Origin of the sequence: Actinoplanes sp. NPDC048791, from assembly GCF_040650095.1 — a bacterium.
Lineage (GTDB): Bacteria > Actinomycetota > Actinomycetes > Mycobacteriales > Micromonosporaceae > Actinoplanes.
Map to the genome: position 1 here is coordinate 1 of NZ_JBEZGQ010000077.1, position 16,337 is coordinate 16,337.

General features: G+C 72.2%; 13 protein-coding genes. 4 read left to right on the forward strand and 9 right to left on the reverse strand.

Features of this window, described 5'->3' with window-relative positions; genetic code table 11:
- Both AB0C29_RS08865 and AB0C29_RS08870 read right to left on the reverse strand, forming a co-directional pair.
- Nucleotides 1-2,169, reverse strand: a 2,169-nt coding sequence (locus AB0C29_RS08865; protein WP_360817290.1) for a glycosyltransferase, incomplete at its 3' end; no start/stop codon positions are given.
- Entirely contained in the window at nt 2,162-4,267 is a 2,106-nt protein-coding gene (locus AB0C29_RS08870; RefSeq protein ID WP_360817293.1) for a bifunctional glycosyltransferase family 2 protein/CDP-glycerol:glycerophosphate glycerophosphotransferase, read from the reverse strand. The genes AB0C29_RS08865 and AB0C29_RS08870, both read right to left, overlap by 8 nt.
- Nucleotides 4,268-4,390: 123 nt before the next feature.
- Between AB0C29_RS08870 and AB0C29_RS08875 the strand changes: the two genes are divergently transcribed.
- Nucleotides 4,391-4,936: an acyltransferase gene (locus AB0C29_RS08875; RefSeq protein ID WP_360817296.1), complete on the forward strand. Its 546-nt coding sequence runs from the start codon at nt 4,391-4,393 to the stop codon at nt 4,934-4,936.
- A gap of 48 nt (nt 4,937-4,984) precedes the next feature.
- Here AB0C29_RS08875 and AB0C29_RS08880 read toward each other — a convergent pair whose 3' ends face one another.
- The 3 genes from AB0C29_RS08880 to AB0C29_RS08890 form a co-directional block, all read right to left on the reverse strand.
- Entirely contained in the window at nt 4,985-6,268 is a 1,284-nt protein-coding gene (locus tag AB0C29_RS08880) for a nucleotide sugar dehydrogenase (RefSeq protein WP_360817299.1), read from the reverse strand.
- Nucleotides 6,269-6,295: 27 nt separating this feature from the next.
- The gene (locus tag AB0C29_RS08885) at nt 6,296-7,870 is read right to left on the reverse strand and encodes a glycosyltransferase (protein ID WP_360817302.1); all 1,575 of its coding nucleotides are present in this window, start codon (nt 7,868-7,870) and stop codon (nt 6,296-6,298) included.
- Between the two features lie 117 nt (nt 7,871-7,987).
- Nucleotides 7,988-10,105: a glycosyltransferase family 4 protein gene (locus tag AB0C29_RS08890; RefSeq protein WP_360817305.1), complete on the reverse strand. Its 2,118-nt coding sequence runs from the start codon at nt 10,103-10,105 to the stop codon at nt 7,988-7,990.
- A gap of 100 nt (nt 10,106-10,205) precedes the next feature.
- Here AB0C29_RS08890 and AB0C29_RS08895 point away from each other — a divergent pair, with 100 nt between their 5' ends.
- The 3 genes from AB0C29_RS08895 (at nt 10,206) to wecB (ending at nt 12,850) form a co-directional block, all read left to right on the forward strand.
- Nucleotides 10,206-10,847, forward strand: a complete 642-nt coding sequence (locus AB0C29_RS08895) for a class I SAM-dependent methyltransferase (RefSeq protein ID WP_360545414.1) — start codon at nt 10,206-10,208, stop codon at nt 10,845-10,847.
- Nucleotides 10,848-10,861: 14 nt separating this feature from the next.
- Nucleotides 10,862-11,686: a hypothetical protein gene (locus AB0C29_RS08900; RefSeq protein WP_360817308.1), complete on the forward strand. Its 825-nt coding sequence runs from the start codon at nt 10,862-10,864 to the stop codon at nt 11,684-11,686.
- Between the two features lie 72 nt (nt 11,687-11,758).
- Entirely contained in the window at nt 11,759-12,850 is a 1,092-nt protein-coding gene (wecB, locus tag AB0C29_RS08905; protein ID WP_360817311.1) for a non-hydrolyzing UDP-N-acetylglucosamine 2-epimerase, read from the forward strand.
- A gap of 47 nt (nt 12,851-12,897) precedes the next feature.
- Here wecB and AB0C29_RS08910 read toward each other — a convergent pair whose 3' ends face one another.
- The 4 genes from AB0C29_RS08910 to AB0C29_RS08925 form a co-directional block, all read right to left on the reverse strand.
- On the reverse strand, nt 12,898-13,488 hold the full coding sequence (locus AB0C29_RS08910) for a hypothetical protein (protein ID WP_360817314.1): 591 nt from the start codon (nt 13,486-13,488) through the stop codon (nt 12,898-12,900).
- Complete coding sequence (locus tag AB0C29_RS08915; RefSeq protein WP_360817317.1) at nt 13,485-14,861, reverse strand: glycosyltransferase; 1,377 nt, start codon at nt 14,859-14,861, stop codon at nt 13,485-13,487. The genes AB0C29_RS08910 and AB0C29_RS08915 overlap by 4 nt, the downstream gene beginning before the upstream one ends.
- Complete coding sequence (locus AB0C29_RS08920) at nt 14,858-15,409, reverse strand: hypothetical protein (RefSeq protein ID WP_360817320.1); 552 nt, start codon at nt 15,407-15,409, stop codon at nt 14,858-14,860. The genes AB0C29_RS08915 and AB0C29_RS08920 overlap by 4 nt, the downstream gene beginning before the upstream one ends.
- Before the next feature lie 32 nt (nt 15,410-15,441).
- On the reverse strand, nt 15,442-16,337 hold an 896-nt coding region (locus AB0C29_RS08925; protein ID WP_360817322.1), incomplete at its 5' end, for a glycosyltransferase family 4 protein.

A 16,337-nucleotide genomic window follows, 5' to 3' on the forward strand; every position in this document is an offset into this window, starting at 1 on the left:
GGTCGCCGAGGTCGGCAGGCCCGCGGTGACCGCGCCGGTGAAACCGAGGCTGGCGATGGTCTGGTGGCGCACCCCGGCGGACCGGAACGACAGATCCCACATGCCCGCCACCAGCGGCAACGGTCCGGCGAGGCCGGGCATCGCGGCCGGGTCGACGACCACCTGCCAGCGCCCGTCCACCGCCCGCAGCGGCAGGCTGAGGTCCTTGCGGCGGCCGCGCAGCCGCAGCAGCAGCTCCCCCTCGATGTCTTGCGGGCTGTCGCCGCTGAGCACGAGGGCACCGTCGGGGCGCCAGCCGGCCGACGTCACCACCGGGCCGGCCGGGCGGGTGCGCAGGAAGACGTGGCCGGCGGCCGAGACGGCGGTGTAGACCTCGTCGGTGCCCCGTACCGTCCGCAGCGGCTCGTAGCCGTCATCGGCGACGAGCTGGACCGGCTTGTCCCGGACCACGATGTCGATCTGGAAGCGCTGGGCGTACAGGCCGGCGGCGTGATTGTCGTCGGTGACGTCGAGGCCGATGCCGGCCAGCGGGAGCCGCGCGGTGAAAGCGAAGCCGTCCGGGACCGGGCTCACCTCGGCCGGCACCCGGTGCGTGACGATGCCGCGGACCCGGCTCAGCTCGATCCGGACCGGGCCCGGCGGGCGGCTGCGCAGCATGCCCCGCAGCACCAGGTCGTCGCCGTCGCGGTGGCTCGCGGTGAGCCAGCCGTCCGACTTGCTGATCCGCAGCCGCAGCCGGCCCTTGGTCTCGATCGGGGCGACCCAGACACCGGGCTCCAGCTGCCTGCGGGGCAGCGGATCGCTCCAGCCCTCGGGCATCCGCAGGCCCGCGCGACGGACCGTGATGCCCCGGGCGGCGGCGACCGCGACCGTCCAGCTGCCGCTGCGCCAGACCTTGCCGTTGCGCATGACGGCCGGATCGATCGAGACGGTGAAGCCCGCGGCCTGCTCGGCCGGGCGGGCCTCGGGATCACGGTGGGCCCGCGCCCGCAGCGGGAGGCGGCGCCGGCCGCCGTCGCTGGAGAGCCACAGCAGCCGCATCGAGCCGAACCGGCGCGGCGGGCCGCCGGGCACGTAGGCGTAGCCGGTCAGCTCCAGCCGGCCGTCGCGCCAGACCAGGCTGCGGACCGCAGACTCCAGCGGGCGCTGCGCTGCCGCCTTGGGCTTGCGGAAGCCGCGGTCGATCAGCTCGACCAGGTCGTCCAGGCGGCGGTCACGGATCAGCTGCCAGTGCTTGCGGACCTTGGCCGGCTGCCGGTCGACCGCTCCCGGGTCGAGCTCGGCGAGATAGTCGGTGGCCAGCCGCATGAACGTCTCGCGGAACTCCGGCGAGGCCGCCGGCAGGAACCGGAGGTAGCTGCTGAGCTTGTCCCAGACCGCCTGCTCCTCGTACACCCGGCGGAGCTCGTCCTGGCCGGCGTCCGTGAGCAGCTTGCGGGTCAGCTCGACCGAGAAGAAGCGGTCGACGAGGTTGCGCAGGTCGTTGTTGGACTGGGTGATCGAGCGGACCGCGCCCTCGCGGACCCGCCAGAAGTAGATCGGCTCGTTGACGACCGCGACGCTGGTGGCCAGGGCGTGCGCCGGCACGGTGACCGGCACGTCCTCGAAGAGCCGGCCGACCGGGAACTCGAAGCCGTGCGCGTCGTAGAAGTCGCGGCGGTAGAGCTTGTTCCAGATCGTGCGGTCGCGCAGCAGCTCCGGCCGGCGGGTCACGTGCGTGTTCAGGTCGGTGGTGGCGATCGCCTCGTTGTGCGGCGCCCCGCGGTACGCGCCACGCGAGGAGTACCGCCGGACGGCACCGCTGGCGAAGTCCGCGCCGCCGGCCAGCGCCTGCACCAACAGCTCGTACGCGTGCGCGGCCAGCACGTCGTCACTGTCGACGAAGGCCAGGTATTCGCCCCGCGCGGCCGGCACGGCCACGTTGCGGGCGGCGCTGAGCCCGGCGTTGGCCTGCCGGATGAGCTCGAACCGGGGATCCGCCGCCGCGAACTCAGCCGCGATGGCCGCGGACCCGTCGGTGCTGCCGTCGTCGACCATCAGCACCTGGAGGTCGGCGTAGGTCTGCGCGCGCAGCGAGTCGAGGCAGTCGCGCAGGAAGGGCTCGACGTTGTAGATCGGCACGATGACACTGACCAGCCCAGGGACCTGCTCGGTCGTCGGCTCAGACATGGGCGAACACCCGCCGGACCACGCGCTCGGCGGCGTGGCCGTCCTCCAGGGCGCAGAACCGCGCCCGGAAGCGGGCCCGGGCCGCGGTGGCCTCGGGGCTGTCCACCTGGCCGGTGCGGAACGCGGCCACCAGCTCGTCGAACGTCCGGGTGAACGTGCCCGGGTGCTCGGTCTCCAGGTCGAAAGTGACGCCGCGCACCGCCCGGTAGATCTCCCAGTCCGGCGCGAAGATGATCAGCGGCCGGTCCAGCACGGCATAGTCGAACATCACCGAGGAGAAGTCGGTGATCAGCGCGTCGGCGGCCAGGTAGAGCGTCTCCACCGAGGGGAACGCGGACACGTCGGTGACCCGCGGGTGCAGGGCCGGGAAGCCGGCCAGGCCATAGAAGTAGTGGCCGCGCAGCAGCACCCGGGTGTCCGGGCCCAGCGCCTCGGCCAGCGCGTCGACGTCGAGCACCGGGGTGAAGGTCGCGTGCCACTCGCGGTGGGTCGGGGTGTACAGCACCACCCGTTCGCCGGGCGCGAGGCCGAGCTCGGCGCGGGCCGCCGCGACGTCGGACTCGGTGGCCAGGGCCAGCCGGTCGTTGCGCGGATAGCCGGTCTCCAGCGTCTCGCCCCGGATCGGGAACTGCCGGTCCCAGAGCAGGGTGGTGTGCCGGTTGGCGGTGATGCTGAAGTCCCACTTGGCGATGTTGCGGCGCATCCGCTCGGCGTTGAAGGTGGCCGTGGAGGCCGGGAACTTCGGCTGGTCGAGGCCCATCGTCTTGAGCGGCGTGCCGTGGTGCGTCTGCACGTGGACCGCCCCCGGCCGCTTCACCACCTCCGGCGGGAAGGTGGCGTTGTTGATCAGATACTTGGCGCGGGCGATGGTGCGGTAGTAGGCCCGGCTACCGGCGATGACGTGCTCGACGCCCTCGGGCAGCGGCCGGTGGCCCCGCTTGACCACCCAGACGCCACGGACGCCGGGGGCCAGCTCCTTGGCCTTCTCGTAGATGGCGGCCGGGTTGCAGGCATAACCGCGATACCAGTACGCGGCGTACACGGCCAGGCTCTCGTCGATCGGGCGGCGCAGCTGCCACTTGTAGTACCAGCGCAGGGCCGGCTTGCGCAGGCGGGCTTTGGCCGTACGCGGCACCCGGCGAATCGAGCGCGCCACGCCGGCCACACCGCGCAACGCCCGGTAGCCGGTGAAGGAGTCAGCGGCGAGCAGCTTGAGCCGCAGGCCGGCGGCGCCACCGGGACGGGCGGCGGCCCCGGCCTCGTGCTTGCGCAGCAGCTCCGACACCGCGGTGAACATCGCCCGGCGGGCCGCGCGGGGCGTCCGGGTGTCGTCCTCGACGATCGTGAGCAGCTCGGTGACGGCCCGGTCCAGCGCGCGCCGGCGCAGCTTGGGAGAGGCGGCGGCGACCACGGGACAGCTCAGCGCGTCGTCGTACTGCGCGACCGCGTCGGCGTGCCGGGGTGAGCGGGTGGTGCGGATCGAGCCGTCGCGGTCCAGCCGGCGGATGTAACAGGCCGGCTCGAAGGTCGTGACGGTGCCCGCCTCGGCCAGCACCGCGTACGCGAAAGCCACGTCCTCGTACCAGCCCGGCCGGAAGCGGATGCCGGAGTCGAGCAGGAACTGCCGGCGCACGATCAGCGCGCCGAGCGGAGGCGCCGCCCGGGTCAGCGCCTCGGCCCCGGTGGCCGCGGACTCCGGCGTACGCCAGCCCGACACCGACCTGTTCCACCGTTCCCGCGCGGCCCCGACGACCAGCACGTCCGGCTTCTCCTCGCGCAGCCGGGCCTCCACCGCGGCGAGCGCGCCGGGCACGATCCGGTCGTCACCGTCGACGAACCAGACGTACTCGCCGGTGGCCTGCTCCAGGCCGGCGTTGCGGGCCGGGCCGGGGCCGCCGTTGGTCGTGAGGTGCACCACAGTCAACCGGGAGTCGCGGGCGGCCCGCTCGTCGAGGACCTCGCCGCTGTGATCCGGCGACGCGTCATCCACGCCGATCACCTCGGCGTCCACCGTCTGCTGATCGAGGACCGAGGACAGCGCCTCGGCGAGATATCCCTGGACGCTCCACGCGGGAACGACGACGCTGATCATGGTCATAGCGGTGCGCGGGCCGTCCGTACGAGGTCTGGAGAGAGGAGAACGCCCAGATTAGCACCGGCGGGATTCCGGAATTGTTTCCCCGATTTCGGCTGCGCGCTCCTCAGGGCTCACACTGCTCTGATGGATCACACCCACAATGACACCGATGCCGCCGGCGCCCGGCCGCCGTTCGTGCACCCCTCCGCGGACGTGGAGGAGGGCGCCACGCTCGGCGCCGGCACCAAGGTCTGGCACCTCGCGCACGTCCGCTCGTCCGCCGTGGTCGGCGACGACTGCGTGATCGGGCGCAACGTCTACCTCGACGCCAACGCCGTCGTGGGCAGCCGCGTCAAGATTCAGAACAACGTCTCGGTCTACCAGGGCGTCACGATCGAGGACGAGGTCTTCGTCGGCCCGTGCGCGGTCTTCACCAACGACCTGCGGCCGCGGGCGCAGAACCCGGACTGGAAGATCACCCCGACGCTGGTCCGCCGGGGTGCCTCGATCGGCGCGAACGCCACGCTGATCTGCGGCATCGAGGTCGGCGAGTACGCGATGATCGCGGCCGGCTCGGTCGTGACCAAGGACGTCCAGCCCTACCAGCTGGTGGCCGGCAACCCGGCCCGGCCCAAGGGCTGGGTCGACGAGAGCGGCGAGATCGTCAGCCGCGAGATCGAGCGGGGCTGAAAGGCCGGACGTTGCCCGGGGCGGCCGGAGCCGCCCCGGGACCGCACGTCAGCCGCCGATGACGATCCGGCGGATGCCCTCGAGGCGCTCCGGGTCGGTGGTGCGCCGGCCGTCGACGATCACCTTGACGCCGGGCAGGTCCGCGGCGGTGAGGCTGCGGTACTCGGCGTGGTCGGCCTGCACGACCGCCGCGCCCAGCTCCTCGCCGTTCCACGGCGGCAGGCCCAGGGCGGTCAGCTCGGCGGTGGAGTACATCGGGTCGGACACGTACGGCTTCGCGCCGCGGCGCCGCAGCTCCTCCACGGCCGGGAAGACGCCGGAGAACGCCGTCTCCTTGACCCCGCCCCGGTAGGCGGCCCCGAGCACCAGCACGCCCAGCCCGTCGAGGTCACCGACCGCGGCGGCGAGCAGGTCGACCGCGTACGCCGGCATCGCCGCGTTGGCCTCGCGGGCCGAGCGGACCACCGTGGCCGACGGGTCGTTCCACAGGTAGAGCCGCGGGTAGACCGGGATGCAGTGCCCGCCGACCGCGATCCCCGGCCGGTGGATGTGGCTGTACGGCTGGGTGTTGCAGGCGTCGATGACCAGGTTGACGTCGACGTCGATGGTGTCGGCGTACCGGGCGAACTGGTTGGCCAGCCCGATGTTGACGTCGCGGTAGGTGGTCTCGGCCAGCTTGGCCAGCTCGGCGGCCTCGGCCGAACCGAGGTCCCAGACGCCGTTCGGGCGGTCCAGGTCGGGCCGGTCGTCGAAGTCGAGCACGGCCTCGTAGAACTCGACACCGCGCTGCGCCGACGCGGCGTCCACGCCGCCGACCAGCTTCGGGTACTTGCGCAGGTCGGCGAAGACCCGGCCGGTGAGCACCCGCTCGGGGCTGAAGACCAGGTGGAAGTCGCGCCCGGCGACCAGGCCGGAGCCCTGCTCCAGCAGCGGCGCCCAGCGGGTGCGGGTGGTGCCGACCGGCAGGGTGGTCTCGTAGCTGACCAGGGTGCCGGGGCGCAGGCCACGGGCGATGTCGCGGGTGGCCGACTCCATCCAGCCGAAGTCCGGCACGCCCTCGCCGTCGACGAACAGCGGCACCACCACGACCACGGCCTCGGCCTCGGCCACCGCGGCCGCGGTGTCGGTGGTGGCCGTCAGCAGACCGGCGTTGACCGCCTGCTTGAGCTTGACATCGAGGTCGGCCTCACCCGGGAAGGGCACCAGGCCGTCGTTGACGGTGCGCACCGTCGGCTCGGAGACGTCCGCCCCGATCACGGTGTGCCCCTTGGACGCGAACTGGACGGCGAGCGGCAGCCCGATCTTGCCCAGGGCGACGACACAGATCTTCATGCTGGGGTACATCCTCCTTGGCGCGGGTCAGCGCTTGGGGCGAAGCCGGCGCGCGAGACGGCCGGCGATCCGGCGGGGGGTGACGGTGGTGCTCACGACGTGCAGCCTGGCCTTCTCGTCGAGCTCGGCGCCGACAAGGTGAAAACGTAGGCCACGCCGATGGAGGATACGCGTCGCCCGCGAGAGGTCGAACGCGGTCACCGGAAGACTGTACGACTCGCCGCGGGTGGTCCAGCTGAAGCGCACGCGCCGCCGCTGCCGCCGCTTGGTCTGCCCGGCGACGATGTCGTCGATCGTCAGATAGCCCAGGACCCGGGTGCCGCCGTCGTCGTCGTTGGCGGACTCGGTGAGGGTGGCCGGGAGATCACCCGCCGTCACCTGCGGGGCCGGGCCGTCGCCGCTGCTCAGGTTGGGCAGGGACGTATGCCAGCCGACCAGCAGGGCCCGCCGGCCGTCCGGGGTCCGGCCCCAGCGCACGTCGGCCGGGCCGGTCTGGTGGACGAGCTGGCGGACGTGCGAGGTCGCGTCGAACCACTCGTCGGGGAAGCCGAGGGCCGGGTCCCGGAAGCCGGGGAAGTTCAGGTAGTAGCGCTCACCCTCGGCGACCACCGGTGACAGGCCGTGCTCGGCGAAGTGCTTCGCGACGGTCAGCAGGTCCTGGACCGTGCCGTACTGGGCGATGCTGAGCGGGATCCGGTGCCGCACGTCCAGGTCGGCCCGGATCTCCTCGGTCAGGTACGTGTCCGCCAGCTTGCGGACACCCTCCTGCACGCGGACCCGTTCCTCCTGGTCCGCCTCGAGGAAACGCTTGCCCAGCAGCTTGCCGAGCTCCCAGGTGAAGTGCCGGCGCAGCACCGCGTCGCGGGCCTCCGGGTCGGTGATGACGTCGGCGACCGTGTCCATGATCAGCGCGGCGTCCTGCACGAAACCGGACAGCGAGGTGCGGTACGTGATGTTGCTGGAGTCCGTGCGCCGCACCGCGTAGTAGAACTCGTAGTCGGCGCGGACGGCGATCCGCCGGGCCGCCATCACCGCGCGGATGGTGAACGGCTGGTCACTGCCGGAGCGCAGCTCCTCCGGATAGCGGATGTGGTGCTCCTCCAGCAGGGAGCGGCGGAACAGCTTGGTGTTGGACAGCGCCCAGGGCAGCGCCGAGTTGACCAGCGTGATGTCGTCGCGGTTGCCCGGGGCGAAGACGGCCTGGTTGACCACCCGGCCGCCGGCGCCGACCAGGCGGCCCAGCACGATGTCGGCCTCCAGCTCGTCGGCCGCGGTGACCAGCCGTTGCAGCGCCTCGGTGCCGAGGTAGTCGTCGGCGCCCAGGAAGAAGACGTACCGGCCGGTGGCCAGGTCCAGACCGCGGTTGCTCGGGCCCGCCGGACCGCCGGAATTCTCCTGGTGCAGCACCTTGAAGGTGCCCGGATACTCCGCCGCCCAGCGGTCCAGCTCGGCGCCGCTGCCGTCGGTGGACCCGTCGTCGATGGTGAGGATCTCCAGCCGGTCGATCCCGATGCTCTGGTCGACCAGCGAGCGCAGACACTCCGTCAGGTACGGCATCGTGTTGTACACGGCCACCACAACACTGACGTCGGGCCCACCCACTACGCGCCTCCCCGGCACCTCAAGTCTGAAAGACGACGGGAGTCTATGACACGCCCGCTCGCCCGTACCGCTGCAACCTCTTCGCTAAGCAGGCGTTTCCTGCATTATGCCGATCGGTTACTTTCCCGGCCCCGTACCGCTGCCGGGCACCTGATCGAGGGACCCGGTGACGACCACGCCGGGGTGACCCGCGACGAGGCGGCCGGCCAGCTCCCGGGCGACCGGCCCGGCGGCCACCACGTAGCGCGTCCGGGCCAGGTCCAGACCCGGCAGCAGCTCGCCGCGCAGCTCCGACCAGAGCGCGTCGGAACGCTTGCGCACCCAGCGGGGACCGATGAGGACGGCCTCCGCTCTGCGCGCACCACGGCGATGCATCCGGCGGGCCCGGCGCAGCAGCACCTCCCAGCCCGGTTCCGGCCGCCGGCGGGCCACGTTCAGCAGACCGTCGACGACTTTTCCCGGTGCCTTCCGGACAACGACATCCTCGGCATGCCGGATGCGCTCGAGACCGGCGCCGGCCCGTAAGCGGTGCACGGTGACCCCGGCTCCGCCCGGGATGCCGTCCACCGTGGTCAGCACGTCGAACTGCGCCCCGGCGGCGACCGCACGCGGCAGCGCCGCAACCACCCGCGCGGCTTCGGTGGCGTCGGTGACGAGCACGACGATCCGGTCGCCGGGCGTGAAGGCCGGCTCGGTGACTGCGGTGATCGGCTCCTGGTACCACCGGTGCAGCTGGGCGGCGACGGCCGTGGTGCCGTACCGCTCCCGCAGGGCCTCCCGCGCGGCCGCGAGATCAAGCTGCGGCAGCTCCTTGACCAGCTCCTCGAACGCCTCGGCCACGCGCTCCGGCGGGCAGTCCACCTCGACCAGCCGGCCGGCGACGCCGGACAGGCCCGCCATGGTCTCCCGCGGTCCGTCGCTGGCGGCCACCAGCACCGGCAGCCCGGTGGCGACCGCCTCGACGACGGTCATGCCGAACGTCTCCTTGCTGCTCAGGTGGACCAGCAGGTCGTGATCGCGCATGAGCGCGGCGACCTGATCCGGCTGCACCGGGGCCAGCAGCCGGACCCGGTCGGCCAGCCCCAGTTCGGCCGCGCGGCGACCGAGCTCCTCGGTCAGCGGGCCGGACCCGACCATGGTCAGCGTCCGGGACGGATCCGCGGCCGCGGCGATGGCAAAGGCCTCCAGCAGGACCCGTACGCCCTTGTGCTCGATCAGCCGCCCGACGTAGAGCCACCTCTTCAGCTCGGTCACGGGCTCCGGGCGGACCGCGAAGCCGGCGAAGTCGATCGGGTTGGGCACGACCTGGAACTTGGCGGCGTGCTGCGGGAACTCGGCGCACAGGTAGTCGCGGAGGCTGCCACCCACGCACAGCACCACGTCGGCCCGGTTCAGCATGGCGGCGTACCGGCTGCGCACGCCGGCCTTGCCCAGCACCCGCGGGAGGAACGTGGCGTGCTCGGTGACCACGACACGGGCCTCCGGCCGGGCCAGCGCGGCGGCGACGGCACCTCCATAGAGACCGGTGTGGGCGTGCACCACCGGCGCCTCGATCCGGCCGGTCGGCAGTGCGGCGCGTACGGCGCGTACGTGGGCGTCGATCCACTGCGGGTAGCCACCGGTGGTCAGGCTCGGCACCGCCACCCGGCACAGCTCGCCCTGCGGCGTGTCCCGGACGACGACCAGCCCGGCCCGCGCGGCCAGCCGGTCGGTGACCGCGTCGACCGCGTCCGGCGACGCCTCCGCGCGCGGATAGAACCAGCCCTCACTGTGCAGCGTCGAGACCGTGCCCACACCGGAACGCACCGCGTCGGTGGTGGCCCGGACGAAGGCGCCGGCGAAGTCGTCGTTCGGGCCCGGATACCACGGGGTCACGACGGCGAGGTCGGCCGGCTGCGGCCGGCGGCCGCGCTCGGCGTCCGGCTCGACGGTGACCGTGACATCCCGCCGCCGGCGTCCCACGCTCCAGGCCGCGACCAGTGCCGGCACATCGCCGGCCACCACGGCGGCACCCGCCGGCAGGGCGCTGCCCGCCAGCAACGCCGCGACAGCGCGCCGGTCCGGCATACGGCGCAGCTCCACTCCGGGCGGTGGCTCGACAGCGGACCAGGCCGGTCCGTCGAGCACGACCAGCGTCACCGCGGCACCACCGGCGGCCGCCTGGGCACTCAGCCGTAGCGCTGCGTTGATCCGCCGGCTGCCGAGCGCGAGGTAGACCACGGTCCGGCGCGACATCCAGCCTCTTTTCTCCGAAGTTGATGACCGCGGCCCGCACCGAGGTACTACTCTGCGCAGGTTCGCGTCACCTGCTCCCGCTGCGAAGGTGGATCATGTCATGACGCTTCTCACCGACGCGGAAGCCTCGAAGTACTGGAACGAGCGCCACCAGCAGGAGACCGATCTGCGCTCCGGCGGCGACATCTCGTTCGACGAGGCGACCAACTATATGTTCTACCTGCGACGACTCACCATGCTCATGGACCGCGTCGGTCTGCAGAACAACCCCGTGGCCCCGCTCTACCTGCTCGACGCCGGCTGCGGCAAGGGCTACTTCAGCCGGGAGCTGGCCAAGTTCGGCCACCAGGTCGACGGCATCGACGGCAGCGAGGCGGCCATCGCGCACTGCCGGGAGCTGGGCGGCGGCCCGCGATACCACCAGACCACGCTCTCGGGCTGGCGCACGCCGTGGCTGTACGACGTCGTCTTCACCGTCGACGTGCTCTTCCACATCCTGGACGACGCGGAGTGGGCCCGGTCCACCCGCAACCTGGCCTCGCTGGTCCGGCTCGGCGGCAAGCTCGTCATCGGCGACTGGGGCCAGGACGGCGACCACGTGTACGGCAATTACCAGGTGGTCCGCGGGCGGGACAAGTACCTGCCGTTGCTGGACGCCTGCGGCATGCGTTTCGACGGCTGGGAGCCGTACCGCTTCCGGCGTAGCCCCATCGGGCTCTACACCTTCACCCGCATCGGCTGAGGATCGGCATCAACATGCTCATTCACGAACTGCTTCCCCTCGTCGGCGATGTGACGACCGTCGTGGAGGTGAGCGAGAACGGCCAGGCACTCCGCGAGCTGCTGCGGGCCCCGGCCGAGACGTACCGGGCGTACGTGCCCGACGGCGAGAAGATGGACGCCGGCACCGTGGTGACCGCCTTCCTGGGTCCCAAGCCCGAGGCCCACGTCGACGTCGAGACGGTGGCCCCGGCGCTGCGGGAGCTTCCCGTCGGCGGCCGCGCGCTGCTCCTGCTCGGCTGGCCGGTGCCCGACCTGCCCTACCACCGGCTGCTCGACGAGCTGGTCGCTGCGGGCTGCCAGGTGCTCCAAGTCGTACCCCTGGACAAGGTCTCGCGGCACGGGGCGCACTGCGCCGTCGTGGCCGCGCGGGTCGACCGCCTGGTGCCGCTGCGCACGCACCTGACGGACACGCCGGTCGTCTTCGACGGGGAGAGCCCCGACCTGCGCGCCCTGCTGCGGCTCACCGGTGAGTACGTGTTCCAGGACCTGCTCAGCCGGCCGCTACGCAGCCAGCTCGCCGACGCGGCCGACCGGATCAAGGCCCAGGACCAGCGCATCCGGCAGCTGGAGAAGGACGTGGCGGCCCGCGACGCCACGATCGCCAAGGCCGAGAGCCGGCTCGCCCGGGCCCGCAACGACATCGCCGACCTGCGCGCCTCGACCCCGTTCCGGGTCGGCACCACGGTCGTGCAGGGCGCTCGCCGGCCCACCCGGGGCATCGTCAGCGTGCCGGTCGGACTGGTCCGGATCTGGCGCAAGCGGGGTGTCCCCGGCGGTCGTCCCGGCCCGGAAGCCTGACCCGGGCCGCCCTGTATGGTGGGCCGTCGAACTCGACCAGCCGGTTTCCTGAATCCCACGGAGAAGACTGCGATGAAGGTTTTGAGCATTGTCGGCGCCCGGCCACAGCTGGTGAAGCTGGCGCCCATCGCGCAGGCCTTCGCCGGCACCGACCACCAGCACGTGATCGTCCACACCGGACAGCACTACGACGTCAACCTGTCGGACGTGTTCTTCACCGGGCTCGGTATCCCCGACCCGGACGTGCACCTGGGAGTCGGCTCGGGCAGCCACGGCGTGCAGACCGGCGCGGTGCTCAGCGCCATGGACCCGGTGCTGGAGCTGGAGAAGCCGGACTGGGTGCTGGTCTACGGCGACACCAACTCGACGCTGGCCGGCGCCGTCGCCGCGGTCAAGATGCACATCCCGGTGGCGCACCTGGAGGCCGGGCTGCGCTCGTTCAACCGCCGGATGCCGGAGGAGCACAACCGGGTGCTCACCGACCACGCGGCCGACCTGCTGCTCGCCCCGACCGAGGAAGCGGTCCGCCACCTGCGGGCCGAGGGCCTGGGTGAGCGGACCGAGCTGGTCGGCGACGTGATGGTCGACGTCTGCTACCGCGTACGCGACGACGTGCTGGCCGGTAAGCACTCCGCTCCGGCGCTGCCCGACGGCATCGACCCCGCCCAGCCGTACCTGCTGGCCACCCTGCACCGCGCGGAGAACACCGACGACCCGCGGCGGCTGTCGCAGCTGCTGGGTGCCATGGCCGAGCTGCCCGTACCGGTGGCGTTGCTGGCCCACCCGCGGCTGGTAGCCCGGGCCGAGGCGCAGGGCCTGAAGCTGCAGCAGGGCGCGGTGCACGTCGGCACGCCCCTGCCGTACGCGTCGATGGTGGCCGCGGTGCTCGGCTCCGCCGGCGTGGTCACCGACTCGGGCGGCCTGCAGAAGGAGGCCTACCTCCTGGGCCGGCCGTGCACCACCCTGCGCACCGAGACCGAATGGGTCGAGACGCTCGAGGACGGCTGGAACCACCTCGTGACGGACCCGGCCGAGCTCGGCGACACCTGGACCGCGCTGGCCACCCGCCCCGCCCCGCAGGCCGAGCGGGGCACCCCGTACGGCGACGGCGCCGCGGCGAAGCGGGTCGTCGAGGTGCTGGCCGAGCGTTTCGCCGCTCGCTGACCCACCGAAAAAGGGCCCCCGCTCGGGGGGCCCTTTTTGCGTTCCGGCTACTTGTCGCCGACGTAGGGCTTGCGGTCGAGGGCCGTCGTCGTACGGACCCCCGGGTAACGCCGCGACAGCCGCCAGGCCAGCGGCACCGACGGCTGGTCGGCGGCCACGATCCGGTCGGCCCGGGCCAGGTCCAGCTCGGCGAGCCGCTGCTGACCCTTGCGGGACAGGATCAGCGGACGCATGACCTTGAACGTCGGCCAGAACATCTTCTTGTGGATGCCCTTGGACACCCGCGACTGGGCCCGCCGGGTGAGCGCCAGGCCGGCGTCCACCTTCTTCAGCGCCGGCCGGCCGACGGTCATCGACCGCGCCTTACCGAACGCCTTGGCCGGCAGGGTGAACAGGACGCCCCGCTCGATCCGCCGGATCGGTACGTCGGTCGCCTCGACGTCGAACACCCGGTGGACGCGCACCCGCGGATCGAGGGCGGCCTCCTCCGTGCTGCTGTTCTCGGCCACGAGCAGGTCGATGTCCACCCCGGCGTCCACCAGGTCCTGCACGTAGGACCGGACCCGGGTGGTCAGCTTGTAGCTGAGGGCGAGGATCACGACGCGGGGCCGGGTCACCGGGTCGGCTGGCGTGCTCACGACGACAACTCCTGAACGCTCGACGGTCGGACGAAGGCGCGCATCCGGGTCTCCAGCGGCTCCAGCAGTGTGTCCCGCTGGAAGGTGTCGGCGTGCCGGCGGGCGGCCTCGCGCACCTCCGGACCGGCCTCCCGAGCAGCCTGACCGGCCTCGATGAAGGACTGCGCCAGCTTCTCGGGGTCGAGGCTGTCGGCGTGGAACCACAACGGATAACCCTCGAGCACCTCACGGGCCGCGATGTCCGGCGCGTGCACCGAGACGATCGGCCGGCCGGTGGCCATGTACTCGAAGATCTTGCCCGAGGTGACGTACCGCCCACCGGCGGCCAGGAACACCAGCACGTCGCTGTCGGCGTAGACCGAGGACACCTCGGTCTTGGACACCGGACCCCGCAGCCGCAGACCGGCGTCCGTTTCCGGATCGATCTGACCCGCGGCGTCCAGGCCCAGCCGGGGCAGGAAGCTCGAGTGGCTGTGCTTGAAGAAGCCCAGGTGGCCGAAGATGTTGAGCTCGGAACCGGCCAGATCCGGGTGCGTGCGGGCGATCCGGAAGGCCTCCGCCATCTCCTCCACCGGCTGATGCGTGGTCACCGTGCCGAGGTAGCCGAACTTCAGCGGACGCTGCGGAGCGGTCGTCTCCACCGACTCGGCCGAGGGCAGCTCCAGCAGGTCCGGGTCCCAGCCGTTCGGCACGACCATCATCCGGTCGGCCGCCTGCGGATAGCGCTCGGCGTGCCAGTCACGCAGGGCGTTGTTGACGAAGACGGTCGCCGCGGACTTGCCGATCACCCGGCGCTCCCACTTCCACGTCGGGTGCTCCGGCGGGTACGCGGGCTCGTCCTTGAACAGGTCGAGGGTCCAGGAGTCGCGGTAGTCGATCACGTACGGGATCTTGGCCAGCTTGCCGATCGCCCAGCCCGCGGCGAAGGCGGAGAACGGGTTGCCGGTGGCCAGCACCGCGTCGAACTTCTCCCGCCGGTGCAGCTTGAGGGCCTTGGTGACCGACGAACGGGCCCAGGAGACGTACTGCTCGGGGAACTGCTTGGCCTCGCGCCACTCGAAGAACTTCTTGGACACCGTGGGCATCGTGCCGCGGAACCAGCTCATGTTCTGCAGCTCGTGCTCCCACCGGAAGGTGTCCAGGTCGGGCCGCTCCACGGTGATCCGCGGGTCGACCGTGTCCAGCAGCTTCTCGTCGGTGGAGCCGATCACGTCGTACAGGAAGCCCAGCGGCGCGGCGAAGACCGTGACGTCCCAGCCGGCGCGCGCGAAGTGGTTCGCCGTCGCCCGGGCCCGGTAGACACCGCTGGCCCGCGACGGGGGGAAGTAGAAGGCGAGATAGAGCAGGCGAGGACGCCGTTCGCTAGCGGTCATACCTTGTCCTCATGGTCCACAGTTTCCCCTTGATGCCCTGGGCTGGTCACCTGGTCGATACGGAAGGCGATACGCGGTCGGTGGCGCCCGTCCGTGGCGAGGCGCTGGGCGACCGGGAACGACTGCGGGTCCGTCACCACGAGCGCGTCGAACCGTCCCCACCGGCGGCTGAACTCGGCCAGGGGGCGGTCTCCGGCGTCTCGCCACAGCCGACCGTACAGGGGCAGGAAAACCCGCCGGTGCAGCGGGCGGCCGATGCGCCGGTCGTACGCCGACACCAGCCGCTTGCCGCGGCGGCCTCCGACGCGCCGCAGCAGGGACTTCGGCGCCCGGTCGAGGACTAGACGCTCGGCGGCGAGCGGCCAGTGCCCGCGGCCCAGCCGGGCCAGCTCGACCAGCTCCACGCCGGCGGCGAACTCGTCGCCGGCCCAGGCCTCCGCCTTGTCCACCAGCACGACCGGACGTGCGCCCGTCGCCGCCAGCGTCCGGGTCTCCTCGGTCACGGCCAGTCGCCGGTTGGCACCCAGGGCAAGGAAAAGAACTCGCATGATGCTCCAGAATGCCGTCGGTCGGATCAGGCTCAGGGCCGGGACTGCGGGGCGAACCAGGCCTCGTGGTGCTGACGGGCCACCGCCTGGTAGCCGAAGCGGTCGGCCAGGACGCGGCGGGCCCGGTCCAGGTCCATGCCGTCGGGGAACCGGTCACGCAGCTGCTCGTACCCGGCCACGATGGCCGCGCTGTCCTCTTCGACCTCGATCAGCTGTCCGGCGTCGGACTCGATGCCGGCCAGGGTCTGCTCGGGGCCGCCGCAACGGGTGACGATCACCGGCATACCGGCCGCGGCCGCCTCGATGACGACGACGCCGAAGGTCTCGTAGCGGCTCGGGTGCACGAGCACGTCGTGCTCCCGCATGAGGCTCAGGGCCTCCACGGGCGACAGTGCGCCGGCGAAGGTCACCGCCTCGGCCACGCCCAGTTCCTCGGCCCGTTCCGCCAGCCGGCCGCGCAACTCACCCTCGCCCACCAGGGTCAGGGTGAGGGCCGGCTCCTGCCGGCGGCAGGCGGCGAACGCCTCGAGCAACCAGGTGACGCCCTTGCGCTCGATCAGGCCGCCGACGAAGAGCCAACGGTGCAGCGTCTTCACCGGCTCGGCCCGCGGGGTCGCGAAGTCGATCGGGTTGGCGATCGGCCGCAGCTTGTCCGCGTGCTCGGGGAAGGCCGTCGTGAGCTGCTCGCGCAGCTCGTCGCCGACCACGAAGAAGGCCTCGCAGGCCGCCAGCACCTCGGCGTAGCCGGCGTGGCCGTCCGGCTCGGCGAGCATCCGGTCCAGGAACGTGGCGTGCTCGGTGACGAACAGCCGGCTGCCCGGCCGCATGTTGCGCAGGGCCGGCAGGCCGCCGAGCAGGCCGACGTGCGCGTGCACGACCTCGGCGTCGAGCGGCCGGCCGCCGAGCGCGACCTTGAGCGCGTCGGCGG